The organism is Kribbella sp. NPDC059898 (assembly GCF_042730855.1).
GTDB lineage: Bacteria > Actinomycetota > Actinomycetes > Propionibacteriales > Kribbellaceae > Kribbella.
This window is the reverse complement of sequence record NZ_JBHWKR010000007.1, coordinates 33753-58157: the sequence shown is the minus strand read 5'-3', so window position 1 is coordinate 58157 and position 24405 is coordinate 33753. Positions and strand designations below refer to the sequence as shown.

The following is a 24405-nucleotide window of genomic DNA, read 5'->3' as shown; positions in this document are numbered from 1 at the left end:
ATCTTCCCTTAGCGTGGCTTGCGGGACCGCCGACGCCCCTCGGCGGACCAGATACGGGAAGGAACCGCCCCATGTCCCGAGTACCCAAACTGGCCGCGCTCCTGGCCGTCGGAGCACTAGCGCTGACCGCCTTGCCGAGCAATGCGGCACAGCCGTCCCAGTCGAGCCTCGCCGCGGCGTTCCAGAATGCTTCGGCGAAGTACGACGTACCGCGTGAAGTGCTGGTGAGCGTCGGCTTCGCCGAGACCCATCTGGACGGCCACCACGGTGCGCCGAGCCAGGCGAACGGCTACGGCGTCATGCACCTGGCCGCGAACAACACGAACAAGACGATGTCCGAGGCAAGCAAACTCACCGGGCTGCCGGTCGCGAAGCTGTCCAAGGACGACACGTCGAACATCCTCGGCGCCGCCGCGGTCCTGGACTCGTACGCCGACCAGGCCGGCCTGAAGGACCGTTCCAAGCTCGGCGAGTGGTACTCCGTGATCGCGAAGTACTCGCACTCCGCCGACGCGCCGACCGCCCGGCTGTACACCGACGAGGTCTACAAGGTGATCGGCCTCGGGGTCCGTACCGCCGGCGTCTCGACCGACCCGCGGCAGGTCACCCCGGACCGCGGCGTCTACGCGAAGGTCGCACCGCTCGGCGCCAAGCTGCAGGGCGCCGACTACCCAGGCGCGATCTGGGACCCGGCGAGCACCAGCAACTACCAGGTCGGGCGCACGCAGGCGATCACCACGATCGTCATCCACGTCACCCAGGGCTCGTACGCCGGGACGATCAGCTGGTTCAAGAACCCGTCGGCGCAGGTGAGCGCGCACTACGTCGTGCGGTCCAGCGACGGCCAGATCACCCAGATGGTGGCCGAGAAGGACACCGCGTGGCACGCCCGGAGCGCGAACCCGTTCGCGATCGGCATCGAGCACGAGGGGTACGTCGACCAGCCGTCGTGGTTCACCGACGCGATGTACCGGTCGTCGGCCGCGCTGGTGAAGAACATCGCCGACCGGCGGGGCATCCCGAAGGACCGCGACCACATCAAGGGCCACAGCGAGATGCCCGGCAACGACCACACCGACCCCGGTCCGAACTGGAACTGGGACTACTACATGCAGCTGGTGAACGACGGCAACCCGAACCCGCCGCAGTACAACTTCACCACCTGGGGCAACGGGGTGAACGTCCGCTCCGCGCCGAAGCTGTCCGCGTCCGTCGTGACGTCGCTCGCCGGACCGACCCGCGTGTTCGTCGAGTGCCAGGTCCAGGGCGACACCGTCACCGCGGGCGGCTACACCAACAACTGGTGGTCCAAGCTCCGCGACCAGAAGGGCTACATCACCAACATCTACATCGACGACCCGAACGCCAAGCTGCCGGGTGTTCCGGACTGCTAGAGCACGAAAGGTAGAGCCTGCTGTACCGCATCCTGCGGCGTCTCTGCCGCAGGATGGGTACATGCTCACGAAGATTCTCTCCCGCGGCGGCCCGGCGGCCGGGTACCTGGTGATCCGGTACCTGAAGGCAGTCACCCTGCTGGCGGCGATCCCGATCAGCCTGATCCTCGGCTGGCTGATCCCGGGCGCCACCGCCGGTCTGGTGCGGCTCGCGAACAGCGAGCGGTACCGCGCGGCGAGGTACCTCGGTGTCCCGCAGGCGGAGCCGTTGCCGCCCACGCTGCCGCGGCAGGCCGGGGACATCGCGACGCTGTTCCGGGACAACTCGTTCAAGCGCAGCTTGCGCTGTCTGCTGATGCCGGTGGTGATGATCCCGGAGCTGGTGATCGCGGTGTTCGCGATCATGGGTGTGCCCGCGTCGGTGCTGGCGATGGCGCTGTGGAAGCTTGACCCAGGCAACTTCACGCTGATGGGCGTAGGTGTGGACAGCTGGTTCGAGGCGATCACGAACGGCCTGGCGCAGATTGTCGTCAGCCTGCTGGTCCTTGGCTGGGTAGCACCTGCTGTAGCGCGTGGGCACGCCCGAGCTGTGCTGTCACTCCTGGCACCGAGCGCGGAGCAACTGGAAACCGCACGGCTTGCGCAGCGTGTGGAGGAGCTCACCAAGAGCAGGGCTGGCGCGGTTGACTCACACGGCGCCGAGCTGCGCCGGATCGAGCGGGACCTGCACGACGGCACCCAGGCCCAGCTGGTGTCGCTGGCGATGCGTATCGGCGTTGCCAAGCAGCTGATGGCGGAAGACCCGGAGAAGGCCGCCAAACTGCTCGACGACGCCAGAGACGGTGCGGAGCAGGCCATGACCGAGCTACGCGGAGTCTTGCGCACCATGTACCCACCGATCCTCGCTGACCGCGGTCTTGCCGGCGCGGTCTCCGCACTGGCCGCCCGTTGCCCGCTACCCGTAGACCTCCGCATCGGCGAGCTGGGCGACGTACCAGCCGCAGTAGAGGCCGCGGCGTACTTCGTGGTCGCAGAGTCGCTCACCAACATCACCAAGCACAGTGCGGCCGGCCATGTCGACGTACAGCTCGAACGGCGCGGGTCTGAGCTCTACCTGGCCGTCACCGACGACGGGATCGGTGGCGCCCGGATCAGCGAGCAGAGCGACCTGCTGGGCCGGGGGAGTGGTCTGCATGGCATGCTGCACCGCGTGCACGCGATCGACGGTCACATGGAGCTGCAGAGCCCGATCGGCGGGCCGACCACAGTCGAGGTGATCCTTCCGTGCGGGTGATCATCCTCGAGGACAACCCGATCCTCGCCGAGGGCCTGAGCCTGCTGCTCGACAACTCCGGCTTCCAGGTCGCCGCGATCACCACCGACGCGGACGAGTTCGCCAAGGCGATCGCCGAGCACGAGATCGACATCGCGATCGTCGACGTACGGCTGCCACCGACCTTCACCGACGAGGGCCTGCGCGCCGCGATCGAGGCCCGCCGTACCCGGCCGGGGCTCCCGGTGCTGGTGTTCTCGCAGTACGTCGAGGAGGTGTACGCGGCCGAACTGCTGGCGGCCGGCAGCGAGGGCGTTGGGTACCTCCTCAAGGACCGGGTGTCCCGCGTGGACGAGTTCCTGGAGGCAGTACGCCGGGTTGCGGGCGGGGGTACCGTCCTGGACCCGGAGGTGGTCAGCCAGCTGATGGTGAAGCGCAGCAGCCCGCTGGACCGCCTGACGCCGCGGGAACGCGAAGTACTCGCGCTGATGGCGGAGGGTCTCGGGAACACTGCCATCGGGGAGAAGCTGTTCATCTCCGACGGTGCTGTGCACAAGCATGTCGGCAACGTGTTCCTGAAGCTGGACCTGCCGCCGACGGACTCCGGGCACCGCCGTGTCCTGGCTGTTCTCGCCTACCTCGGCCTGTGAACTCTTGACGGTTGGGCCTCGCTAGTCCACTCTCGTGATCTGAGAGCGCTCTCATCCACCGAACCGCCCCTAGGTGAGGAGAGTTCATGAAGGTTCTGATAGCCGCCGTACTCACGGCGGCTGCACTGACCGTGCCCACAGCCCAGGCAATGGCCGTCCCGGGCCAGGCTGCTGCGATGCAACGCGACTTCGGCCTGAACGAGCAGCAGATGCAGCAACGCCTCGCAGCCGAGACGTCAGCGGCCAAGCTGCTCCCGGCTGCCCAGAAGGCAGCAAGCACAGCCTTCGGCGGAGCCTGGTACGACGCCGGCACGCAGAAGCTGGTCGTAGGAATCGTCGGCCAGGACCACGCGGCCGCCGTACGCGCCACAGGTGCCCAGGTGGTCGCCGTACCGGTAACGGAGAAGGCACTGAACCAGCGGAAGGCTGCTGTCGACAAGCTGGCCGGCAAGGCAGTACCGGCCGCCGTGAGCGGCTGGGCGGCCGACCCGAAGTCAGGGACCGTTGTCGTCAACGTCCAAGCAGGCAAGCGTTCCAAGGCCGTCGACGCGTTCGTTGCCAAGCTGGCCAAGGCAGGTGCTGTCACAGTGAAGGAGGTCGCCGCCCAGGCGCCTCGTACCTTCGCAGCCGGCACTGTCGGCGGTGACCCGTACTACGTCAGCAACATCCGGTGCTCGATCGGCTTCTCGGTGGTCGGCGGTTACGTCACCGCGGGGCACTGCGGACGAAGCGGAATCGTGCGCGGCTGGGACGGCTCGGACCAGGGCTCGTTCCAGGGCTGGTCGTTCCCCGGCAACGACTATGCGTGGGTGTCGACCGGCTACGGCTGGTGGAACGTCGGCGTGGTCCTCGGCTGGGGACAGGTGAGCGACCAGCTCGTCCGTGGCTCGTGGGAGGCGCCGATCGGTTCGTCGGTGTGCCGCAGCGGCTCGACGTCGCACTGGCACTGCGGCACGATCCTGGCGAAGAACGAGACCGTCAACTACGGCAACGGCCAGCTGTTCTACGGCGCGACCAAAACCAACGTGTGCGCCGAGCCCGGCGACTCCGGCGGGTCGTTCATCACCGGTGACCAGGCGCAGGGTGTCACGTCCGGCGGCTGGGGCAACTGCAGCAGTGGCGGCGAGACGTGGTTCCAGCCCGTCAACGAGATCCTGCAGACGTACCACCTGACTCTGCAGACCGCCTGACAAGCCAGTGGGATCCCCTTGCGCGCAAGGGGATCCCACTGGGTTCAGGAACTGTCAGGCGGTTTCGTCCGGGACCGGCTCCAGCTTCGGGGCCTCGTCCTTCTTGGTAGCCAGCGAGTCGATCAGCTGCTTGGCCAGCGCGAAGCCGGAGCCGCCCATCGTGATCGTCTTGACCAGGGTGTCCTCGATACCCTGCGCGCCGTTCAGCACCACCATGTTGCCGACCTTCTCGAACGAGCTGGCCGCGGCGGTGACGATCTCCGGGTAGGCCTCGGCGAGCTGCTGCGCGACGACCGCCTCGGTGTTCGTGGCAAGCGCCTCGGCGCGGGCCTTGATACCGGCGGCCTCGGCCATCGCCTTGGCCTGCACGGCCGACGCCTCCGCCTTACCGGTGAGCTCGGTGGCCTTCGCCTGCGCCTCACCGCGGAGCTGGACCTCCCTGGCGTTCGCCTCGGCGGCCGCGATCTGCGCGTCACGCGCAGCCGCCGCCAGCGTGCGCTGCCGGTACGCCTCGGCGTCGGCCGGCTTCAGCACCGACGACTCGAGCTGCTTCTCGGCCAGCGAGGCGTTCAGCTTCGCGGTCTCCGTCTCGGCGACGACGACCTCCTGCTTGGCCAGTGCGGCCGCCAACGGGCCGGCCTGGAACGACTTGGAGGTGGCCTGGTCGACCTCGGCCTGGTAGCCGGCCTTGGCGATCTCGCTCTCCCGGATCGCGGCGGCCTTGGCCGCGGCCGCGACCTGCTCGCGTTCGGTCGCTTCCCGGTCCCGTTCCGCCTGCGCGATCCGGGCGGCGGCCTCGACCGCGGCGGCCTGCGGACGGCCGAGGTTCTTGATGTAGCCGGACTCGTCGTCGATCTCCTGGATCTGCAGCGAGTCCACGACCAGGCCGAGCTTCTCCATGTCGCCGGCCAGCGAGCCGCGGATGTTCGTGGTCAGCGTCTCCCGGTCGTGCAGCATCTCCTCGACCGTGGTGGAACCGACGATCGCCCGCAGATGACCCGCGAACAGTTCGTGGATGGTGCCCATCACCTGCTCGTCGCTCTGCTCCAGGAACCGGCGCGCGGCGTTCGCGATCGAGCCGTAGTCGTCACCGACCTTGTACGCCGTGACGCCCTTGATGTGCAGCGGGATGCCCTGGCTGGACACGCAGGTGACGGTCAGCGGCGTGGCGCGGATGTCCAGCGGCAACCGCCGGACAGTCTGAAATCCCGGCAGCACCGAGGTGCCCCGACCGACCACGATCTTGAAGCCGAGCGTGTCGTTGACCTGGTCGTTGCTGGAGTGCGCGCCGAGGCCCGAGATGATCAGCGCCTCGTTCGGCTCCGCCACCCGCCAGACCATCCGGAACAGGATGAGCAGCACCACGACCGCGACGGCAGCGATGCCTACGTACGTCCAGAGCATTTCCCCTCCAAGGGAACAGAATTAAAGGGCGCGAGCGACATACACGGTGCGCGGTGGGTCGAAGTCGACAACGACCACCTGCGTCCCCACCTCCAGCACCTCGTCGGTCGCGGGGTAAGCGTAGAAGGCCTCGGTGGCACCGCGGACCGGCAGCATCACCTCGCCGACGATCCCGGGTGCGATGCGCCCGATGACCCGCCCCCGCTTGCCTACCATCTTGCCCCTCCGACGCACTTGCGGCTGCTCCAGTTCCCCGAATGCTAGCTGGCCGTTCGACTTGTCGCCGCTGCGGCGCAGGAGGATCGTTGAGTTCGGCGAGGGGAGGACGCATGGGCGACGGCGTACTGGTCGGCGTCACCGAGCAGGGCGCCGACGACGCGCGCCTCGAGGAGCTCGCGCTGCTGCTGCGGCAGGAGCTGCTGTTGCTCGACGTGAACTCGGTCGAGTCGTATCGCGCGGGCCTCGCGCCGGAAGGCTCGAAGGGCGGCCTGGCCGCGGTCGCCGGCCTGCTGAGCGTCTCGCTGGCCCCCGGGTTGCAGGCGCTCGGCTCGGTGGTCGTGGTGATCCGGGAGTGGGTCCGCCGATCGGCCTCCGGGCGGACGGTGAAGCTCACCATCGACGGTGACGTGATCGAGCTGACCGGAGCGACCGGCGAGATCCAGCAGCAGCTGGTCGACGCGTTCGTCCGGCGGCACGCCGGCGCGGACGGGTGAGATGGACGGCTCGCGGATCGCGCTGATCGTCGCGAACGACGAGTACGACGATCCGGGACTGCGGCGCCTGGTCGCACCGGCGCAGGACGCGGTCGCGCTGGCCACCGCACTGGCGGACCCGTCCGTGGGCGACTTCGACGTGCGGGTACTGCGGAACGAGTCCGCGCAGGAGATCCGCCTCGCGGTGGAGGACTTCTTCGCGGACCGGGTACCGGAGGACCTGCTGATGCTGCATTTCTCCTGCCATGGCTTGAAGAACGCGGCGGGCGAGCTGTTCCTGGCGGTCGCGGACACCAAGCCGACCCGGCTGGCCTCGACGGCGGTCGCCGCGGACTTCGTCAACCGGCAGATGGCCGACAGCCGGGCGCAACGGATCGCACTGTTCCTGGACTGCTGTTACGGCGGTGCGTTTCCGCGCGGCATGGTCGTGCGGGCGGCCGGTGAAGCACAGGTACGGGACGCTTTCGCGGGCCAGGCCGATGTCGGCGGAGGGCGCGGTCGCGTGATCGTGACCGCGTCCAGCGCCATGGAGTACGCGTTCGAGGGCGGGCAGCTGGCGACGGACAGCGCGCCGGCTCCGTCGGTGTTCACCGGCGCGGTGGTCGACGGCCTGACCACCGGAGAAGCGGACCGCGACGGTGACGGGTGGGTCGGGCTGACCGAGCTGGTCGGTTACGTGACCGACCGGGTCCATCGGGTGACGCCGAACCAGAATCCACAGATGTGGACCTTCGGCGCGCAGGGCGAACTCCTGATCGCCCGGAGCCGGGTCCGCCGCATCACCCCGGCCGCGCTGGCGCCGGAGCTGCTCGAGGCGCTGGAAAGTCCGTTGCCGGCGGCAAGGTTCGGTGTGGTCGACTACCTCCGCGAACGCCTGGCCGGAACTGATCTGAGTCAGGCCTACGCCGCGTGGCAGGCGTTGCTGCCGATGATGAACGACGACAGTCGCCGGGTCGCGGAGGCCGCGACGGCTGCTGTGCAGACCGGCGTTGCACGGGTCACTCCCGCGGTACTCGACCTCAGCGCGACAGGTACGGCGGAGGTGCGGCTCGCAGGTACGCCGATCGCGCTGACGGCCGTTGCCTCGTCCACCGTCTCGTGGTTGACGGTGGAACAGGACGGTCCGGTGATCCGGGTCCGGGCCGACAGCGCCGGTGCGGGAAAGGCGGCGGTCGTCCTCACCGGTCCCACCGGCGACCAGACGATCCCGGTCCGGATGACCGTGCCGGACACCGAGTCCGAACCGCCCGCGGCGCCACCGGAACCCCGGCCGGAGCCCGAACCGAGTCCTCAGCCGGAGCCACCGCGGAAGCAGGAGGCCAGTTCCGTCGACGAACCGGCCACCGTCGCACCGCGGGCCGAACCAGGAACTGTGCCCTGGTGGGTGGTCGTCGTCCTCGTGCTCGGATCGGCCTTCCTGATGCTGGTGAACTGGCCGGGAGCAGCCGACTCCCGCAAACTCTGGTACGACCCGGATCCGACCGGCTGGTACATCTACCGGAGCTGGGCCGACCCGGAGATCCTTGCCGCGACGGCAGCGCTACTGGCCGCGGCCCTGGCGCGTACGGCGGGTCCGGTCGCCCTCGGTGTGGTCGCCGGCGGCCTGCTCTCGATGCTCGAGGATGCCATCAGGATCCTCGGCGGCGGGATCAGTGCCGACGAAACCAGCGCCTGGACGGTCACTGCCGTACTGACCGCCGCTTTGCTCGTCGTTGTGTTCCTGTCCATCAGACCGCGGACCTGGCCGATGGGTCCGGTTCCGCCGCCGTCCGCCGGCCTGGTGATTGCCGGAGGCATCCTCCTGGTGGTGGGGCCGACGATCCAGGGCGCCAACGGCTACTCCCTGCTCACCGTCACGCCGCTGTTCCTTCTCGGAGCTCTCGTGGCCGCCGCGCTCGCCTGGTCCGCGATCGCGAGCCCCTCGCGAACCTGGCTGAGTGCGGCCGCCGTGACGCTGGCGGTCCTCGGGGCGATCGGCGCCGCACCGACCTGGACCCAAGGCCACTCGGTGCCGGTCTTCCTGATCTACCTGTTCGGCAACCTGTTGATCGGCGCGGGAGTGCTCAGCCGCGGACGGCGCCTTCCGTCGCGCCCTTGATGAACTGGCGGGCGAAGATCGCGAACACGACCACCAGCGGGATCATCGCGAGCAGCGCGCCGGTCATCACCATGCTGTAGTCGACGCCGTGCGCGCGGTTCAGGGTGGACAGCGCGACCTGCAGTGTCAGGTGGTCGGGGTTGGTGAGCACGATCAGCGGCCACATGTAGTCGTTCCAGGAGCCGACGAACGTGAAGATGCCGAGGAATGCCAGCGCCGGGCGCGCCGACGGCAGCGCGACGTGCCAGTACGTGCCGAAGAAGCCGCAGCCGTCCAGCGTCGCCGCCTCGACCAGTTCGTCGTGGATCGAGTTCTGGAAGTACTGCCGCATCCAGAAGATCCCGAACGCGTTCGCCGCGCCTGGGATGATCAGCGCCTTCAGCGAACCGACCCAGCCGAGGATCGCCATCGTCTGGAACTGCGGTACGGCGGCCAGTTGCGCCGGCAGCAGCATCGTCGCGAGCAGGATCACGAACAGCGCGTTCCGCCCCGGGAACCGGAACTTCGCGAACGTGAACGCGGCCAGCGAGTCGAAGAACAGCACCAGCGCCGTGGTCGAGACCGCGACGATCGCGGTGTTCGCCATCGACTGGAAGAACGCGACGTTCGCCAGCACCTGGTGGACGTTCTCGCCGAAGTGCCCGCCGAACGTGAACTTCGGCGGGAACCGGTAGATGTCCGCGGTCGTGTTCGACGCCATGATGATCGTCCACACGAACGGGAACATGAACACCAGCAGCGCCACGATCAGTACGGCGTGCAGCGCGATCCCGCGCAGCCGGTTCCGGATCATCGGTCCTCACCCCGTCCGCGGAAGATCCGCCAGTTGATTGCCGTGAACAACAGCACCAGGACGAAGATGCTCAGCCCGATGGCCGCGGCGTACCCGTAGTCGTTGTCGAGGAACGCGGCCCGGTAGAAGAACATCACCACGGTCATGCCGCTCTGCCCGGTGCCACCGCTGTTGCCGACCATCACCTGCGGCTCGGTGAACGTCTGCAGGCCGCCGATCGTCGACATCATGACCGTGAACAGTACGACGGGACGCAGTTGCGGCAACGTGATCGAGAAGAAGGTTCGTGCGGCGCCCGCCCCGTCCACCTTGGCGGCCTCGTACTGCTCGCGCGGGATCGCCTGCAGGCCGGCCAGGTAGATCAGCGTGTTGTACCCGACCCACTGCCAGACGATCATCGTGGTGATCGCGATCTTGATGCCCCACGGCTGCCCGAGCCAGTTCTGCTGCGGGATGCCGAGCGACCGCAGCGCGGCGTTCACCAGACCGAAGTTCGTACTGAAGACCGAGCTGAAGAAGATCGCCATCGCGACCAGCGAGGTGACGTTCGGGATGAAGTACGCGATCCGGTAGACGTTGGTGAACCGGACCGCGGACTGCAGCATCACGGCGAGCAGCAATGCCAGCACCAGCGTCGGCACCGTGGACATCACGAACAGTACGACGGTGTTCTCCAGCGCCTGCCAGAATGTCGGATCCTTGACCAGGAACGCGAAGTTGCTGAGCCCGGTGAACTTGCGGGCGCTCAGCCCGTCCCAGCGCTGGAACGCCAGCACGATGGTGGACAGCACCGGGTACAGCCCGAACACCGCGAACAACACGTAGAACGGCGACAGCGCCAGGTAGAACCGCCAGTACGACCAGATCCGCTTCCGGGGAGCCGCCGCCGTCACCGTGGGTCTGGTCGCCGTCGCCGTAGCGGTCACTGCACTCCCTGCCGCTTGGCGATCGCCTTCGCCTTCGACACCGCCGAGGCCCAGGCCGCGTCCGACGTCTTGGATCCGGTCTGCACGGTCTTCAGTTCGTCGTGGAACGGTCCCGCGACCGAGTCGTCGAACGGGCTCTGGTACGCGACCGGGATGTTCTTGGCCGCCGGGCCGAAGATGTCGATCGGCACCTGGCCGCCGAAGAACGGGTCCTTCGCCTTGAGCTCCGGCTTGTCGTACGCCGCCGGCGCGGACGGGAAGATCTGCGCGTCGGTGAACGCCTTCGCCTCGTTGTCGGCGCTGAGCATGTACTTGATCACGTCGAACGCCTTCTGCGGATCGGCGGCGTTCTTGGTGATCGCGAGGAACGAGCCGCCGAAGTTCGCCGGACCGCCCGGGGTCGGCGCCAGCCGCCACTTGCCGGCCGTCTTCTTCACCGCGGACTTGATGTCCAGCGCCAGCCAGGCGGCACCGGTGATCGTCGGGATCGTGCCCTGGTCGAGGCCCGCGTTCCAGTCCGGGCTGCCGCTCGAGGTCCGGCCGTCGATCTTCAGCGTCATCGCCTTGACCGAGGTGTCCCAGGCCTTGCGGATGTGGTCCTGGTCGCCGATGAACTTGTTGTCCTTGGAGATGTACCGCTCAGTGCCCTGGCCGACCACCATGTCGTAGAGGTCGGTCGCGTCCGGGATCAGCGGCGCCTTCGGGTTCTTGGCCTTCAACTGGACGCCGGCGTTGAAGAAGTCGTCCCAGCTCTTCAGCTGCTCGGCGACCTGGGCCGGGTCGCTCGGCAGCCCGGCGGCGGCGAAGATGTCCTCGCGGTAGTACAGCGCGGTCGGCCCGACGTCGATCGGCAGCCCGATCACCTTGCCGTCCAGCGTGGTGGCCTGCTTGACCTTCCAGTCCAGGTAGTCGCCGAGCACCGCGTCCGCGCCGACGGTCTTGAGGTCCACGAACCGCTCCGCCTGCGGCAGCAGCGACGCGATGTCCTCACCCTTCAGCCCGGTGATGTCCGGGATCGACGTACCGCCGTTGAACGTGGTGATCAGCTTCTGCTTGAAGTCGCCGCCGATCTCGGAGTACTTGATCTTCGGGTCCGGGAAGTGCGCGATCGTGTCGGTCAGCACGGATTTGCCGAGGCCGCCCGGCCAGCACCAGAAGCTCAGCTCGGTGGCGGCGTTCTTCTTGGCCGGCGCACCGGCGTTGTTCATCCCGGACGAGCAGCCGACGAGCGTGCCACCCGCTACGGCCGCGAAGCCCCCGAGCAGCGTCCGACGAGAGAGGTTCATTCGGTTTACCTTCCTGAGTGAGCGCTGATCAGCGCTTCCAGTTGGTCATCGGGGTTCGCGTCCTGCCAGGCCGCAAGGTCGGCCCAGTGCGGCGCGGCGTCCGCCCCGCCGAGCCGGGTGACCGAGATCGCCGCGGTCAGTGCGGCGAACCGCACCCGTTGCTCGAGCGGCAGTTCCCAGTGCGTGCCGGCGATGAAGCCGGCGGCGAACACGTCACCCGCCCCGGTGGTGTCCGCCGCCGGGACCGGATAGGCCGGTACGTCGACGTACTGCCCGCTGCCCGCGTCGAGCGCGATGGCACCGGCGGCGCCGTTCGACACGACGACCAGCGGTACCTTCTCGGCGAGCCGGCGGATCGCCTGCTCCGGGGTGTCCGTACGGGTGTAGTGCATGGCCTCGTCGGCGTTCGGCAGGAACACGTCACAGTGCTCGAGCTGATCGAGTACGGCGGGATCCCACTGCTCGCTCGGGTCCCAGCCGACGTCCGCGAACACCGTGCTGCCGCTGGCCTTCGCCTTGGCCAGCCACTCGTTCGGCCACGGACCGATATGAGCGGCGACCGCCCGGGCGGACGGCGCGGAGGTGATCAGGTCGTCGGCCGACAGCGGGGGAGTGGTACCGCGGGTGACCAGCGCCCGGTCGTTGTCGTAGGCAAGGGCCACGGTGAGCGGGGTCGGCCAGCCCGCGAGCTTGCGGGACAGGCCGAGGTCGATGCCCTCGGAGCGCAATCCGGCCCAGACCCGGTCGCCGAGGTCGTCCGCGCCGAACACGGCGGCCATCCCGGTCCGCAGCCCGAGCCGGGCGAGCGCGACCGCGAAGTTCGCGATCCCACCCGGGCTCTCGTGCGACTCGGTCGCCCACACCTCGGTCCCTGGTCGCGGCGCCGTGGGCAGGCCGAGCACAAGATCTTGGAAGACCAAACCCGACACCACGACGTCCAGTTGATGCATCCGCAGCCACACTCCTGCATGGTCGATCAAACTCGTGCATGAATCTTGAAACTTGTGCGCATGATCCGCAATACCTGCTCACGACTTTGACTGAAAATGACGGAGTTTGCGTGATACGGTCAGCGTGTGTTGCCGAAGCAGCGACAGGATCAGATCGTCCGCGCCCTCCGGGCCGACGGCGCCGGCGGCGTGAAGGTGCTGGCCGAGAAGCTCGGGGTCAGTGAGGCGACCATCCGCCGCGACCTCGAGCAGCTGCACGCCGAGGGCCGGTTGACCAGGGTGTACGGCGGCGCGCTAGCGGTCGACGGCGGCGACGAGCCGTTCGCGGAAGTGAACGCCGTACACGCCGAGGAGAAGGACCGGATCGCCCGCCGCGCGGCCGAGCTGGTGACCGACGGCGAGTCCGTGCTGCTCGACATCGGTACGACGGCACTCCGGGTGGCGCAGCACCTGCACGGGCGTTCGTTGACCGTTGTCACCAGCAACCTCGCCGTACTGGACGAGCTGGAGAACGACGAGCAGATCGAGCTGATCGTGCTGGGCGGGTTCGTCCGGCGGAGCTACCGGTCGCTGGTCGGGTACCTGACCGAGGAGAGCCTGCGGCAGATCCACGTCGACTGGCTGTTCCTCGGCACCAGCGGGGTCCGGCCGGACGGGCGGGTGATGGACAGCACGATGATCGAGGTACCGGTGAAGCGGGCGATGATCAACGCGGCGGACCGGGTGGTGCTGCTCGCGGACCGGACCAAGTTCCCGGGCCACGGGGTGGCGCGGGTGTGCGAACCGGGGGAACTGAGCATGGTGGTGACCGAGTCCGGCGCCGACGAGGCGACCCGGGCCCAACTGGCGGAGGCGGGAGTACAGGTGGTTCTGGCGTGAACAGGCGGATCCAGGGGGTGTTGCTGTGCGACTGACGATTCTCGGTGGCGGCGGGTTCCGGGTCCCGCTCGTGTACCACGCGCTTCTCGGCGACCACGGGCCCGGCCGCATCACCGACGTGATGCTCTACGACACCGACCGAACCCGCCTCGCGGCGATCGGCGCAGTACTCCGCCAGCAGGCGGCCGCCGCGACTGATCCGCCCGCCGTGACGGAGACGACCGACCTGGACGAGGCCCTCCGTGGCGCCGACTTCATCTTCTCGGCGATCCGGGTCGGCGGACTCGACGGCCGCACGGTCGACGAACGGGTCGCCCTCGGCCTCGGTGTCCTGGGCCAGGAAACGGTCGGCGCCGGCGGCATCGCGTACGGCCTCCGCACCCTCCCGGTCGCCGCGAAGATCGCCCAACGCATCGCAGCGGTCGCGCCGGACGCCTGGACCATCAACTTCACCAACCCCGCAGGCATGGTCACCGAAGCCATGCTTCCGTTCCTGGGCGATCGGGTCATCGGAATCTGCGACTCACCGTCGGGCCTCGGGCGCCGCGCCGCGTCGGCACTCGGCGTCGACCCGGCGACGGCGTTCTACGACTACGCCGGCCTCAACCACCTCGGCTGGCTCCGGGCCATCCGGTCCGACGGTGTCGACCGCCTGCCGGACTTGCTGCAGTCCTCCGAGGCACTGTCCTCCTTCGAGGAGGGCCGCCTGTTCGGCGCGGACTGGCTCCGCTCGATCGGCTCGATCCCGAACGAGTACCTGCACTATTACTACTTCGCCCGCGAGACCCTCAACGCGGTATCGGCCGTCCGCCAGACCCGCGGCGCGTTCCTCCTCGACCAGCAGTCCACGTTCTACGCCGAGACCGGGCAGCACCCGGACCAGGCGCTGGAGCTCTGGCAGAAGACCCGCGCTGAGCGCGAGTCGACGTACATGGTGGAGAGCCGGGAGATCGCGGACGCGGGGGAGCGGGACGAACGCGACATGGCCGCGGGCGGTTACGAGCAGGTGGCGCTGTCGCTGATGCGGGCGATCGGGCACAACGAGCGCGCGTCGCTGATCCTCAACGTCCGCAACCGCGGCGTACTGCGGCACCTGGACGACGACGCCGTCGTGGAGATCCCGTGCACGGTGGACGCCAACGGCGCCCTGCCCGTGACGGTCTCCCAGCTCACCGACCACCAGGCCGGCCTCGTCTGCTCGGTGAAGGCCGTCGAGCGGACCACCATCGCGGCGGCCGCCTCGGGCTCCCGGGACGCCGCCGTACGGGCGTTCGCCTGGCACCCGCTGGTCGACTCGGTGACGGTCGCCCGCGAACTGCTGGACGGGTACGTCGACCAACTCCCGGACCTGGGGTACCTGCGCGGCTGAGGCCGACCTGATGCCGATTGGTGTCCACGGTGTGGGATCTGGCACAATGTCAGGCTGAGTCCGTCCAGGTTTCGTGCAGCCCTCTAACTCCACGTTCCCGGTGCGGCCCGTTCGAGTTGTCAGGCGTTGTCCCCACGACGCGTTGTGCTGCTCACCCAGTCTGTAATTTCCAAGGGAGACCACCCAAAAGTGGCAGTCAAGATCCGTTTGAAGCGCATCGGCAAGAAGCGCACCCCGCACTACCGCATCGTCGTGATGGACGCCCGCACCAAGCGGGACGGCCGGGCGATCGAGGAGATCGGGATCTACAACCCGAAGACCGAGCCCTCGTTCATCCGCGTCGAGTCGGACCGGGCGCAGTACTGGCTGGGCGTCGGCGCGCAGCCGAGCGAGGCCGTCGAGGCGATCTTCAAGGCCTCCGGCGACTGGCAGAAGTTCAAGGGCCTGGAGGCTCCGGCGCCGCTGCGCGTCAAGGAGCCGAAGCGGGACAAGCAGGAGATCTTCAACGAGGCGCTGGCCGAGGCCCACGGTTCGCTGAAGACCGAGGCCGTCACCGCCAAGAAGACGGCGAAGAAGGCCCCGAAGTCCGACGACACCGCGAAGGACGAGGCCGCGGAGGCCCCCAAGGCTGAGGCCGAGGCCCCCAAGGCTGACAAGGCCGAGGAGCCGAAGGCCGACGAGGCTGCGGCCGAGACCACCGAGGCCTGACGATGATGGAGACCGAGGCGCTCGAGCACCTGGTCCGAGGCATCGTGGACAACCCCGACGACGTCAGCGTCCGGGCCCGGAACCTGCGGCGCGGACGCACCCTCGAGGTGCACGTCCACCCCGACGACATCGGCAAGGTGATCGGCCGCAACGGCCGGACCGCCACCGCGATCCGCACCGTCGTCGGCGCCCTCAGCTCCGAGTCCTCGCTGCGCATCGACTTCGTCGACGAGTTCAACCGGCGCCCGCGCCGCTGACCTCAGCAGTCCACCGAAGGGCCGCCCCCGATCCGGGAGCGGCCCTTCGTCTCGTACAAAGGAGTTATGCACGTGTTGGTGACAGTCGGGCGGATCGGGCGGGCGCACGGGATCAAGGGCGAGATCGGGATGATCGTCCGCACGGATGACCCTGACGTGCGCTTCGCCGACGGTGCGAAGCTCGTCACGACCTCCAACCCGCCGCGGACACTCACCGTGCAATCCAGCCGCTGGCACAGCGGACGGTTGCTGGTGAAGTTCGCCGAGACAGCAGACCGGACTGCTGCCGAGTTGCTGCGCAATCTGGAGGTCCAGGCCGAGGTCGGCGAGGACGAGCGGCCGGAAGACCCCGAGGAGTACTACGACCGCGAACTGATCGGTCTGAAGGTCCGCACCACCACGGGCGATCAGGCGGGTGAGGTCGTCGATGTGATCCACCTGCCGTCCCAGGACCTGCTGGAGATCCGCAGGCCCGCCGGCAACGCCGTACTGGTGCCGCTGGTTGCGGAACTGGTTCCCGAGATCGACCTGGACGCGCAGTACGTGACGGTCGCCGACCGGCCGGGCCTGCTCGACCCGGAGGCCGCCGAGGTGGTTCCGACCGATGAGGCTTGACGTCGTCTCGATCTTCCCGGAGTACCTCGCCGCGCTGGACGTCTCGCTGGTGGGCAAGGCGGCCAAGAGCGGCCTGCTGGACGTCCACCTGCATGACCTGCGCGACTGGACCCACGACCGGCACCGGACCGTCGACGACACCCCGTACGGCGGGGGAGCGGGCATGGTGATGAAGCCTGAGCCCTGGGGCCAGGCGTTGGACGCCCTGGCGCCCGTGGACGGCCCTACTCAGCCCCGGCTGATCGTCCCGACGCCTGCTGGTCGCCCTTTCACACAAGAGCTCGCCTATGAGCTGGCCGCGGAGCCCTGGCTCGCGTTCGCCTGCGGCCGGTACGAAGGCATCGACGCGCGCGTGGCGTCGTACGCGGCGGAGCGGATGCGGGTCGACGAGGTGTCCATCGGCGACTACGTGCTGAACGGCGGCGAGGTCGCCGTACTCGTGATGGTCGAGGCCGTGGCCCGGCTGCTGCCCGGCGTGATCGGCAACCCGGAGTCGCTGGCGGAGGAGTCGCACTCCGGCGACGGCCTGCTCGAGTACCCGGTCTACACGAAGCCTCCGGCCTGGCGCGGGTACGACGTACCGGAGGTCCTGCTCTCCGGGAACCACGGCCTGATCGCGGAGTGGCGCCACGAGGAGTCGGTACGCCGTACCGCGGACCGCCGGCCGGACCTGCTGGCGGCGTGGGGCGACGTACTGTCCGGTCAGGACGGCTTGGAAGGTGTGCGCGTACTGCCCGCGACGACGGACGACGCCGGGGAGATCCACGTACTGCAGTTGGCCGCGTTCCTGTCCGAGGCGCGGCTGTACGACGACTATACGATCCCGCCGTTGACGGACGACCCGGCGTCGACCGGGGCCCGGCTGGAGCGTGGCGGCGTACTGAAGGCCGTGGCCGGCACCCGGATCGTCGGGTCCGTCCAGCTTGTGGTCGACGACGCCGTAGGGCATGTCGAGCGGTTGATCGTCGCCCCGGACTGGCAGGGTCGCGGGCTCGGCGCCCGGCTGCTGCGTGCCGCCGAACAGCTCGCGCCGGCCGAGGTCACGTCGTACGCGCTGGACACCGGTGCGCTCAGCGACCGGAACCTCGCGCTGTACCGGAAAGCGGGGTACCGGGAGACCGGCCGGGAGGCGCAGACGCCGAAGGTCGACCTGGTGCACCTCGCGAAGCGCCGTCGCCGTCAGTAGGCCGCACCGGCTGATTTCGTCACCGTGTGGGGCGTGTGGCAAGATTGTCTGCTGCTGCCCTTCGGTGCTCCTGCCACAGGGGGTGACCACCGACCGGCAGCCTTCTGATGACTTCATCACCACCGAGATTCGTGGGTGACCTGTGGCACGCGCGAGAAAGAGACACCTGAAGATGAGCAACGTCCTGAACGAGCTCGACAACGCGAGCAAGCGCGATGACATCCCCGCCTTCCGCGCCGGTGACACCGTCAAGGTGCACGTCAAGGTCATCGAAGGCAACCGGTCCCGCGTCCAGGTCTTCCAGGGTGTCGTGATCCGCCGCCAGGGTGGTGGCCTGCAGGAGACCTTCACGGTCCGCAAGGTCAGCTTCGGCGTCGGCGTCGAGCGGACCTTCCCGGTGCACACCCCGATCGTCGAGAAGATCGAGATCATCACCCGCGGCGACGTCCGCCGCGCCAAGCTGTACTACCTGCGCGAGCTGCGCGGCAAGGCGGCGAAGATCAAGGAGAAGCGCGAAGTACCGGCCTCCTGACGCCGCGTAACGACGACGGTCACCGATGGCGCCGAGCACTGCGACTCGCGCTCGCCCGGTATCCAAGAGGGCAGGTCGCGGCAAAGGGCGGCATCGCAGGCTGAAGCAGCGGAACCCGCTGCTCAGCCTGCTCGTCGAGATGAGCACCGTCACGGTGCTCGCGCTCGTCATCACGGTGGTCCTCCGGCTGTTCGTCGCCGAGGCGTTCTATGTCCCGTCCGAGTCGATGTACGACACGTTGACCAAGGACGACCGGATCCTCGCCGAGAAGATCAGCTACATGCACCGCGACGTCCAGCGCGGTGACATCGTCGTGTTCAAGGACCCGGCCAACTGGCTGAACGAGGCGCCGACCGAGCCGGGCACGCTGCGCCGGATCGGCGAGTTCGTGGGCATCCTGCCGCGCAGTGGCGAAGGTCACCTGGTGAAGCGGGTGATCGGGATCGGCGGCGACCGGGTGATCTGCTGCAACAAGCAGGGCCAGATCACCGTCAACGGCATCGCGCTCGACGAGCGCGAGTACCTGCTGAAGGACGCCAAACCGTCGGAGTACCCGTTCAACGTGCTGGTCCCGGCCGGCCACCTGTGGGTGATGGGCGACAACCGGGCCGATTCGGCCGACTCCCGGGCACACATGGGCGGGCCTGGCGGCGGGTTCGTCCCGGTCGAGAACGTGGTTGGCCGGGCTTGTTGCGTAATCTGGCCGTCTGACCGGATGACGATGCTGCGTCCTCCGGATACCTTCAAGAAGCCGGGGCTGAAGAAGTGACCGATACACCGACCAAGCCGGACGCCAAGGACACCGAGCCCGCCCATCGCTCTGGGTTCGCGGCTGCCGCCCGCGAGTTCGTGCTGATCGTGGTCGGCGCGCTGATTGTCTCGTCGATCCTGCGGGCGTTCGTCGGGCAGATGTTCATCATCCCGAGCGAGTCGATGGAGAACACGCTGCTGGTCGGTGACCGGGTGGTGGTCGAGAAGCTCACCGACGTCAAGCGCGGTGACGTGATCGTGTTCGAGGATCCGGGCGGCTGGCTGGGCCAGGAGGAGAGCGGCCAGAAGCGCGGCTCGATCGGCCGGTTCTTCGAGATCGTCGGCCTGTTGCCGGACTCCAGCCACGGCCACCTGATCAAGCGCCTGATCGGCATGCCGGGCGACAAGGTGGCCTGCTGCGACAGCAAGGGCCGGATCCTGGTGAACGGCCAGCCACTGGACGAGACCAGTTACCTGTATCCCGGGGATGCCCCGTCCCAGATGGACTTCCAGGTGACCGTCCCGGCCGGCCGGATCTTCGTGATGGGTGACCACCGGTCCGCCTCCGGCGACTCCCGCGTGCACCTGCAGGACCTGGACGCGAACGGCGGCAACCAGGGCGACGCGGCGTTCGTACCGCTCGACAAGGTCACCGGACGCGCGATCGCGGTCGTCTGGCCGGCCAACCGCTGGGCCAAACTCGGCGTCCCCGACACGTTCAAATCGGTCCCCGCTCCCGGCCCCGCGCCGGACAAACCCTCGATATCCCTGACGCCACCGCCCAAGTGACGTTCTGTCCCCCTTGGCGCCTAGGGTGAGTTGTGTGATGCGGAGGGTTGGATGAGCGCGCTGCCGCGCGGGAGCACGGTACGGCGGGACGCCGGGCTGTACGGGTACGAGCGGGCGCTGCGACGCGTCGGCCTGGATCCGATCGCGGGCGTCGACGAGGCCGGTCGTGGGCCGTGTGCGGGCCCGCTGGTGGCGGCCGCGGTGATCCTGCCGGAGGGCAAGCGCGGGCAGATCCCGGAGCTGGCCGACTCCAAGCTGCTGACCGCGAAGGCCCGGGAGCGGTGCTACGAGCAGATCCGGCAGCGGGCGCTGGCCTGGTCGGTGGTGGCGATCGAGGCGCCCGAGTGCGACCGGCTCGGCATGCACGTGGCAAACGTTGAGGCGCTCCGCCGGGCGCTGTTCCGGCTCGACGTCCGGGCGGAGTACGTCCTCACCGACGGCTTCCCCGTCGACGGTCTCGGCGTACCCGGGCTGGCGATCTGGAAGGGTGACCGCGTGGCGGCTTGCATCGCGGCCGCGTCCGTGATCGCCAAGGTGACCCGGGACCGGGTGATGGAGCACTGGGACAAGGAGTACCCGCAGTACGGGTTCGGGATCCACAAGGGTTACTGCACCCCGGAACACCAGGCGGCACTGGACGAATACGGCCCGTGCCCACAACATCGACGGCGGTTCGAGAATGTCCGCCGCAGTCTGCGGCCCGATATGGGACAGAATGTGACCAGTCCCACCGGAGTGGAGAGCCTGCCTGTGAGCGAGCGTAGCGAGCGAACCAACAACACTGCTGCCCCCAGCGCTCATGCCGGAGCCGAGCGCAGCGAGGTGCAGGCATGAGTGCTGACGACCTTGAGAAGTACGAAACCGATATGGAGCTGCAGCTCTATCGGGAGTACAAGGACGTCGTCGGGATCTTCAAGTACGTCGTCGAGACCGAACGCCGCTTCTACCTGTGCAACGCGGTCGACCTGAAGGTCCGCACCGAGGGCGGCGACGTGTACTTCGAGGTCACGATGGCCGATGCGTGGGTCTGGGACGTCTATCGTTCCGCCCGCTTCGTGAAGAACGCGAAGGTGGTCACCTTCCGCGACGTCAACATCGAAGAACTCGCCAAGTCCGACCTCGAGGTCCCCAAAGACTCCGACTTCGGCCGCTGACGCCCAGACGCCACAGACCCTCCTGGCGTGCAATCACCTCAGACCCCGGCGGTGGCGTCCGCCTCGTGGCCGGTGGGTGGCAGGCGCCAGCCGTTCTCGTCGTGCTCGACCATCGAGAGCGCGGCCAGGTACTCCAAGCACTCCTGGGTGGTCCGGACGTCGAGACCGGCGGTGACGGCGATCCGGCCGACGGGTGCGGACTGCACGACAGGCACGGCGTCCAACGTGCGGCGGTGATCCTGCTCGAGCTCGTCGTAGGGCGTCCTCGGTGTCACCGCGCGGGGCGCCAGGCGCGTACCCAGCGGAGAGACCGCCTCGATGACCTCGGCAACATTGGTGACCAGGACCGCACCTCGCTCGCGGACGAGGAGGTGGGTGCCTTCGGACATACGCGAAGTGACGGGACCCGGCACGGCGAGCACCGCACGACCGCACTGCTCCGCCCAGCCCGCGCTGTTGAGAGCCCCACTTCGCACTGCTGCCTCGATCACGACAACGCCAAGGGTCGCTGCTGCGATCAGGCGATTGCGCGCCAGGAACCGGAGCCGCGTCGGCGCGGATCCTGGCGGGAGCTCACTCACGAGCAGACCCTGCTCGGCGATCCGACTGAGTAGCGCCGAATTCCGTCGCGGGTAGTACTGGTCGACACCGCACGCCAGCACCGCGACCGTCACCCCCGATGCGGCGAGCGCACCGCGGTGCGCCGCGGCGTCAATTCCGAACGCACCACCGGACACCACGGCGAACCCGCTCTCGGCGACACCTGACGACAGCTCCGCCGCGACATGCTCGCCGTACGACGAACTCGCACGCGAGCCGACCACTGCGACCGACTGTCTCAGCGTCTTCCGGAGATCGAGCGGACCCCGGACCCACAGCCCGAACGGCACACCGGCGCGACGACCGAGCTGCCCCGCCTCGGCCAGCACCTCGATCTGGTCCGGCCACTCGTCGTCGCCCGGAATCACGAATCGCGCGCCGATCGCGGCTGCCCGCTCGAGATCACGCTCCGGCTCGGCCTCGGCCAGGCGCGCGGACCAGCGTTCGGTCCCGCGAGCCTTGCGGCGCAGCACGTCCCAGATCTCCGACGCGGCCATCCCGTCGAACGCCTTCAACGCGTTGAGATCACCCGGCTCGACCACCCGGGACAATCCCACCCGCGCGAGCCGGTCATCACCCCCGTCGCCGCAGCCCACCAATTGCCCCGCAGGCCGCCCGCCACCCGCTCCTGCCCCAGCACCCGCTCCCAGGCGATCAGATCCCGCAGCCACTCCCACGTGATTGGACGGTGCCCCAGACTCGCTCAGCAGCTCAGACGACCAGCCGTTGGCCGGCTCAGCCGTCACATCCGCCGCCGGCAAGGCGCCGACTCCAGGAGTCAGACTTACCACGACGCCCGCTAGACAGTCCCGCAGCGGCCTCGGGCCGGACGCCCGGCGTGGACTCCCCGGGGCGGGCATGGCGGATCCCACGGAGACTCGGCCTGCGAGGGCTGGGGGAGGTGTTGGGGTGGCGACAGGGTTGGCGGTCATGAGGTGGGTCCTTTGAGGGGGCGTGTGTCGGCGAGAGGGGTGAGGGGTTCGCCGGTGCGGAGTTGGAAGGCTTCGTGGGTCAGGTCGACGGTCGGGTGCGTGGCACCTTGGAGGTCGGCGAGTGTCCAGGCGAGGCGGACTACCCGGTCGAGGCCGCGGGCGGTGATTCGCCCGGCGGAGTACAGGTCTTCCAGGAGCTTCTGGCCGGCGTCGTTCAGCGGGTGCTCGCGACGCATGACCGGTCCCGGCACTTCGCTGTTGAGGATCCAGCCCGTGGTCTTGTAGCGGAATGCCTGTCGGTCGCGGGCGTCTTGGACCCGGGCGGCGACCACGGCGGTCGACTCGGACGTTTCGCCGGAGGCGATGGTGCGAGCCGCCGGGAGGATGTGCCGCTGGATGTCGAGACGGTCCTTGATCGGGCCGCTGATTCGTTGCCGATAGCGCATAAGTACTTGTGGTGTACAGGTACAGGAGGCGCCGAGGTCTGTCCCGGAAAGCCCGCACGGGCAGGGATTCGCCGCCATGACGAGCATGAACCTGGCCGGGAACTTGGCGACCGCGGCGGCGCGGTGGATCTCGATGTATCCCGACTCGAGCGGCTGCCGCAACGTGTCGAGGGTCAGCGGGTGCATCTCGGCCGCCTCGTCGATGAACAGCACACCGCGATGTGCGCAGCTGATCGCTCCTGGCCGCGGCACGCCTGAGCCGCCTCCGACGAGGCTGGCCAGCGACGCGGTGTGATGCGGGGCGATGAACGGCGGACGGGTGACCAGGTCGGCATCGCTGGTCAGCAGGCCGGCCAGCGAATGCACCGCCGAGACCTCCAGCGAGTCCTCCATCGAGAGGTCCGGCAGCAACCCACCGAGACGCTCGGCCAGCATGGTCTTCCCGGATCCTGGTGGCCCGTGCAGGAACAGGTTGTGGCCGCCGGCGGCAGCGGCTTCGATCGCGCGCCGTCCGTCGCGATGGCCGATGACGTCGTGGAGGTCGACATCGGGAACGCGGGTCAGCGACTCGGACAGCAGCCGTGGCTCGGCCCGTGACGGCTCCTCGTCCGGAACCTCGACGCCGCGCAACAGCGCAAGCACCTGCCGGAGCGAGCGCACGCCGTACACGTCGATGCCCGGAACCAGCCGTGCCTCGTTGGCATTCAGGTCGGGAACGACGATCCGTTCGAAGCCGGCTCGGGCGGCGGCCAGCGTCATGGCGAGTGCGCCGCGGACCTCCCGGACCCGGCCGTCGAGGCCGAGCTCGCCGATGATCGCGGTCTGCCGGAGCGCACCATGGTCGACGACGCCGGCCGCGGTGAGCAAACTCAGCGCGATCGCGACGTCATAGTGCGAACCGGTCTTGGGCAGGGTGGCGGGTGAGAGACCGATGGTGATCTTGCGGTCGGGGAATCGCTCGCCACTGTTCACGACCGCGGCGCGGACACGGTCGCGGGCCTCGGTGAGCGAGGCGTCCGGCAGACCGATGAGAGTCGTCTTCGGCAGGCCCTGCGAGATGTCGGACTCGACCTCGACGAGATGGCCTTCCAGACCGACGAGTGCGACGGACCAGGTATGGGCGAGCGCCATCAGGCCGCGCCCCGGAGGTGGTCCACGGTCGGCGGTGTGTTGTTGTCGAAGACGACCGCGATGACGTCGATCCGGATCGCCGAGGGGCGGACCTCGTGGGTCTGCAGCCAGCGTCCGGCCAGCTTGCGGAGGGTCGTGAGCTTCTTGTAGGTGATCGACTCCAGCGGCGAGCCGTAGTTGCGCCCGCGGCGCGTCTTCACCTCGCAGACGACCAGCGTGTTGCCTTCGCGGGCGACGATGTCGATCTCGCCCAACTGGCACCGCCAGTTGCGCTCCAGCACCGTGAAACCGTTGCTGGTGAGGTATCTCGCGGCGAGATCTTCGCCGTACTTCCCGACTGCTGTCTTGGTCCGCATTGGTGACCACCTCCGGCAGAGAAG

The 24405-nt window shown here is 68.6% G+C and carries 26 protein-coding genes; 17 read left to right on the top strand and 9 right to left on the bottom strand.

The window, feature by feature from the left end; translation table 11 throughout:
- Nucleotides 1–71: 71 nt before the first annotated feature.
- The 4 genes from ACFV9C_RS22500 to ACFV9C_RS22485 all read left to right on the top strand — a co-directional run bounded on the left by ACFV9C_RS22500 (nt 72) and on the right by ACFV9C_RS22485 (nt 4507).
- Nucleotides 72–1394 (top strand): N-acetylmuramoyl-L-alanine amidase, encoded by a 1323-nt coding sequence (locus ACFV9C_RS22500; RefSeq protein ID WP_380196353.1) that lies wholly within the window; start codon nt 72–74, stop codon nt 1392–1394.
- 61 nt (nt 1395–1455) lie between these two features.
- Entirely contained in the window at nt 1456–2688 is a 1233-nt protein-coding gene (locus ACFV9C_RS22495) for a sensor histidine kinase (protein WP_380196352.1), read from the top strand.
- Nucleotides 2679–3317 carry a response regulator gene (locus ACFV9C_RS22490; RefSeq protein ID WP_380196350.1) on the top strand — a complete coding sequence of 213 codons (639 nt, stop codon included), beginning with the start codon at nt 2679–2681 and terminating at the stop codon, nt 3315–3317. Before ACFV9C_RS22495 ends, ACFV9C_RS22490 begins: the two co-directional genes overlap by 10 nt.
- Nucleotides 3318–3403: 86 nt before the next feature.
- Nucleotides 3404–4507: a S1 family peptidase gene (locus ACFV9C_RS22485; protein ID WP_380196349.1), complete on the top strand. Its 1104-nt coding sequence runs from the start codon at nt 3404–3406 to the stop codon at nt 4505–4507.
- Between the two features lie 54 nt (nt 4508–4561).
- Here the strand turns inward: ACFV9C_RS22485 and ACFV9C_RS22480 are convergent, their stop codons facing one another.
- Together ACFV9C_RS22480 and ACFV9C_RS22475 are read right to left on the bottom strand one after the other, a co-directional pair.
- Nucleotides 4562–5911, bottom strand: coding sequence for a flotillin family protein (locus ACFV9C_RS22480; RefSeq protein WP_380196347.1), 1350 nt, complete (start codon nt 5909–5911; stop codon nt 4562–4564).
- 21 nt (nt 5912–5932) lie between these two features.
- Nucleotides 5933–6127 (bottom strand): hypothetical protein, encoded by a 195-nt coding sequence (locus ACFV9C_RS22475; RefSeq protein WP_325037628.1) that lies wholly within the window; start codon nt 6125–6127, stop codon nt 5933–5935.
- A 113-nt stretch (nt 6128–6240) separates the two neighbouring features.
- Between ACFV9C_RS22475 and ACFV9C_RS22470 the strand changes: the two genes are divergently transcribed.
- Nucleotides 6241–6624: a hypothetical protein gene (locus ACFV9C_RS22470; protein ID WP_380196345.1), complete on the top strand. Its 384-nt coding sequence runs from the start codon at nt 6241–6243 to the stop codon at nt 6622–6624.
- Between the two features lies 1 nt (nt 6625).
- On the top strand, nt 6626–8722 hold the full coding sequence (locus tag ACFV9C_RS22465) for a caspase domain-containing protein (protein ID WP_380196343.1): 2097 nt from the start codon (nt 6626–6628) through the stop codon (nt 8720–8722).
- Here the strand turns inward: ACFV9C_RS22465 and ACFV9C_RS22460 are convergent.
- From ACFV9C_RS22460 to ACFV9C_RS22445, 4 genes are read right to left on the bottom strand one after another with little or no spacing between them, the layout of a single operon-like run.
- Entirely contained in the window at nt 8688–9515 is an 828-nt protein-coding gene (locus tag ACFV9C_RS22460) for a carbohydrate ABC transporter permease (protein WP_380196341.1), read from the bottom strand. The genes ACFV9C_RS22465 and ACFV9C_RS22460 overlap by 35 nt on opposite strands.
- On the bottom strand, nt 9512–10441 hold the full coding sequence (locus ACFV9C_RS22455; protein WP_380196339.1) for a carbohydrate ABC transporter permease: 930 nt from the start codon (nt 10439–10441) through the stop codon (nt 9512–9514). Before ACFV9C_RS22455 ends, ACFV9C_RS22460 begins: the two co-directional genes overlap by 4 nt.
- Nucleotides 10438–11727, bottom strand: a complete 1290-nt coding sequence (locus ACFV9C_RS22450; RefSeq protein ID WP_380196337.1) for an ABC transporter substrate-binding protein — start codon at nt 11725–11727, stop codon at nt 10438–10440. The genes ACFV9C_RS22455 and ACFV9C_RS22450 overlap by 4 nt, the downstream gene beginning before the upstream one ends.
- 5 nt (nt 11728–11732) lie before the next feature.
- Complete coding sequence (locus ACFV9C_RS22445) at nt 11733–12677, bottom strand: carbohydrate kinase family protein (RefSeq protein WP_380196335.1); 945 nt, start codon at nt 12675–12677, stop codon at nt 11733–11735.
- A gap of 126 nt (nt 12678–12803) precedes the next feature.
- Between ACFV9C_RS22445 and ACFV9C_RS22440 the strand changes: the two genes are divergently transcribed.
- From ACFV9C_RS22440 to ACFV9C_RS22390, 11 genes are all read left to right on the top strand, one after another.
- Nucleotides 12804–13556, top strand: a complete 753-nt coding sequence (locus ACFV9C_RS22440) for a DeoR/GlpR family DNA-binding transcription regulator (RefSeq protein ID WP_380196333.1) — start codon at nt 12804–12806, stop codon at nt 13554–13556.
- Between the two features lie 25 nt (nt 13557–13581).
- Nucleotides 13582–14925 carry a 6-phospho-beta-glucosidase gene (locus ACFV9C_RS22435; RefSeq protein WP_380196331.1) on the top strand — a complete coding sequence of 448 codons (1344 nt, stop codon included), beginning with the start codon at nt 13582–13584 and terminating at the stop codon, nt 14923–14925.
- Between the two features lie 189 nt (nt 14926–15114).
- Complete coding sequence (gene rpsP, locus ACFV9C_RS22430) at nt 15115–15633, top strand: 30S ribosomal protein S16 (protein ID WP_380196329.1); 519 nt, start codon at nt 15115–15117, stop codon at nt 15631–15633.
- Between the two features lie 5 nt (nt 15634–15638).
- Nucleotides 15639–15890 (top strand): RNA-binding protein, encoded by a 252-nt coding sequence (locus ACFV9C_RS22425; RefSeq protein WP_131292053.1) that lies wholly within the window; start codon nt 15639–15641, stop codon nt 15888–15890.
- 66 nt (nt 15891–15956) lie between these two features.
- Nucleotides 15957–16505 (top strand): ribosome maturation factor RimM, encoded by a 549-nt coding sequence (rimM, locus tag ACFV9C_RS22420; RefSeq protein ID WP_380196327.1) that lies wholly within the window; start codon nt 15957–15959, stop codon nt 16503–16505.
- The gene (trmD, locus tag ACFV9C_RS22415) at nt 16495–17691 is read left to right on the top strand and encodes a tRNA (guanosine(37)-N1)-methyltransferase TrmD (protein WP_380196326.1); all 1197 of its coding nucleotides are present in this window, start codon (nt 16495–16497) and stop codon (nt 17689–17691) included. Before rimM ends, trmD begins: the two co-directional genes overlap by 11 nt.
- A 172-nt stretch (nt 17692–17863) precedes the next feature.
- A complete protein-coding gene (rplS, locus tag ACFV9C_RS22410; protein WP_380196324.1) occupies nt 17864–18223 on the top strand; it encodes a 50S ribosomal protein L19 in 360 nt (119 codons plus the stop codon).
- 139 nt (nt 18224–18362) lie between these two features.
- Entirely contained in the window at nt 18363–18992 is a 630-nt protein-coding gene (gene lepB / locus ACFV9C_RS22405; RefSeq protein ID WP_380196323.1) for a signal peptidase I, read from the top strand.
- Nucleotides 18989–19762: a signal peptidase I gene (gene lepB, locus ACFV9C_RS22400; protein ID WP_380196321.1), complete on the top strand. Its 774-nt coding sequence runs from the start codon at nt 18989–18991 to the stop codon at nt 19760–19762. The genes lepB (ACFV9C_RS22405) and lepB (ACFV9C_RS22400) overlap by 4 nt, the downstream gene beginning before the upstream one ends.
- Before the next feature lie 51 nt (nt 19763–19813).
- Nucleotides 19814–20596, top strand: coding sequence for a ribonuclease HII (locus tag ACFV9C_RS22395; protein WP_380196319.1), 783 nt, complete (start codon nt 19814–19816; stop codon nt 20594–20596).
- Nucleotides 20593–20916 carry a DUF2469 domain-containing protein gene (locus ACFV9C_RS22390; RefSeq protein ID WP_012922325.1) on the top strand — a complete coding sequence of 108 codons (324 nt, stop codon included), beginning with the start codon at nt 20593–20595 and terminating at the stop codon, nt 20914–20916. Before ACFV9C_RS22395 ends, ACFV9C_RS22390 begins: the two co-directional genes overlap by 4 nt.
- A 38-nt stretch (nt 20917–20954) precedes the next feature.
- Here the strand turns inward: ACFV9C_RS22390 and dprA are convergent, their stop codons facing one another.
- From dprA to ACFV9C_RS22375, 3 genes are all read right to left on the bottom strand, one after another.
- Nucleotides 20955–22058 (bottom strand): DNA-processing protein DprA, encoded by a 1104-nt coding sequence (gene dprA / locus ACFV9C_RS22385; protein ID WP_380196317.1) that lies wholly within the window; start codon nt 22056–22058, stop codon nt 20955–20957.
- A gap of 386 nt (nt 22059–22444) precedes the next feature.
- Nucleotides 22445–24025: a YifB family Mg chelatase-like AAA ATPase gene (locus ACFV9C_RS22380; protein WP_380196315.1), complete on the bottom strand. Its 1581-nt coding sequence runs from the start codon at nt 24023–24025 to the stop codon at nt 22445–22447.
- Nucleotides 24025–24381: a YraN family protein gene (locus tag ACFV9C_RS22375; RefSeq protein ID WP_380196313.1), complete on the bottom strand. Its 357-nt coding sequence runs from the start codon at nt 24379–24381 to the stop codon at nt 24025–24027. The genes ACFV9C_RS22380 and ACFV9C_RS22375 overlap by 1 nt, the downstream gene beginning before the upstream one ends.
- Nucleotides 24382–24405 lie beyond the last annotated feature (24 nt).

What these genes read in the sequence shown, in the direction of transcription:
- ACFV9C_RS22500 (WP_380196353.1), top strand. Translation starts at nt 72, where the DNA reads ATGTCCCGAGTACCCAAACTGGCCGCGCTCCTGGCCGTCGGAGCACTA.
- ACFV9C_RS22495 (WP_380196352.1), top strand. Translation starts at nt 1,456, where the DNA reads ATGCTCACGAAGATTCTCTCCCGCGGCGGCCCGGCGGCCGGGTACCTG.
- ACFV9C_RS22485 (WP_380196349.1), top strand. Translation starts at nt 3,404, where the DNA reads ATGAAGGTTCTGATAGCCGCCGTACTCACGGCGGCTGCACTGACCGTG.
- ACFV9C_RS22480 (WP_380196347.1), bottom strand. Translation starts at nt 5,911, where the DNA reads ATGCTCTGGACGTACGTAGGCATCGCTGCCGTCGCGGTCGTGGTGCTG.
- ACFV9C_RS22475 (WP_325037628.1), bottom strand. Translation starts at nt 6,127, where the DNA reads ATGGTAGGCAAGCGGGGGCGGGTCATCGGGCGCATCGCACCCGGGATC.
- ACFV9C_RS22470 (WP_380196345.1), top strand. Translation starts at nt 6,241, where the DNA reads ATGGGCGACGGCGTACTGGTCGGCGTCACCGAGCAGGGCGCCGACGAC.
- ACFV9C_RS22465 (WP_380196343.1), top strand. Translation starts at nt 6,626, where the DNA reads ATGGACGGCTCGCGGATCGCGCTGATCGTCGCGAACGACGAGTACGAC.
- ACFV9C_RS22460 (WP_380196341.1), bottom strand. Translation starts at nt 9,515, where the DNA reads ATGATCCGGAACCGGCTGCGCGGGATCGCGCTGCACGCCGTACTGATC.
- ACFV9C_RS22450 (WP_380196337.1), bottom strand. Translation starts at nt 11,727, where the DNA reads ATGAACCTCTCTCGTCGGACGCTGCTCGGGGGCTTCGCGGCCGTAGCG.
- ACFV9C_RS22445 (WP_380196335.1), bottom strand. Translation starts at nt 12,677, where the DNA reads ATGCATCAACTGGACGTCGTGGTGTCGGGTTTGGTCTTCCAAGATCTT.
- ACFV9C_RS22425 (WP_131292053.1), top strand. Translation starts at nt 15,639, where the DNA reads ATGGAGACCGAGGCGCTCGAGCACCTGGTCCGAGGCATCGTGGACAAC.
- rimM (WP_380196327.1), top strand. Translation starts at nt 15,957, where the DNA reads ATGCACGTGTTGGTGACAGTCGGGCGGATCGGGCGGGCGCACGGGATC.
- trmD (WP_380196326.1), top strand. Translation starts at nt 16,495, where the DNA reads ATGAGGCTTGACGTCGTCTCGATCTTCCCGGAGTACCTCGCCGCGCTG.
- rplS (WP_380196324.1), top strand. Translation starts at nt 17,864, where the DNA reads ATGAGCAACGTCCTGAACGAGCTCGACAACGCGAGCAAGCGCGATGAC.
- lepB (WP_380196323.1), top strand. Translation starts at nt 18,363, where the DNA reads ATGAGCACCGTCACGGTGCTCGCGCTCGTCATCACGGTGGTCCTCCGG.
- ACFV9C_RS22395 (WP_380196319.1), top strand. Translation starts at nt 19,814, where the DNA reads ATGAGCGCGCTGCCGCGCGGGAGCACGGTACGGCGGGACGCCGGGCTG.
- ACFV9C_RS22390 (WP_012922325.1), top strand. Translation starts at nt 20,593, where the DNA reads ATGAGTGCTGACGACCTTGAGAAGTACGAAACCGATATGGAGCTGCAG.
- ACFV9C_RS22380 (WP_380196315.1), bottom strand. Translation starts at nt 24,025, where the DNA reads ATGGCGCTCGCCCATACCTGGTCCGTCGCACTCGTCGGTCTGGAAGGC.
- ACFV9C_RS22375 (WP_380196313.1), bottom strand. Translation starts at nt 24,381, where the DNA reads ATGCGGACCAAGACAGCAGTCGGGAAGTACGGCGAAGATCTCGCCGCG.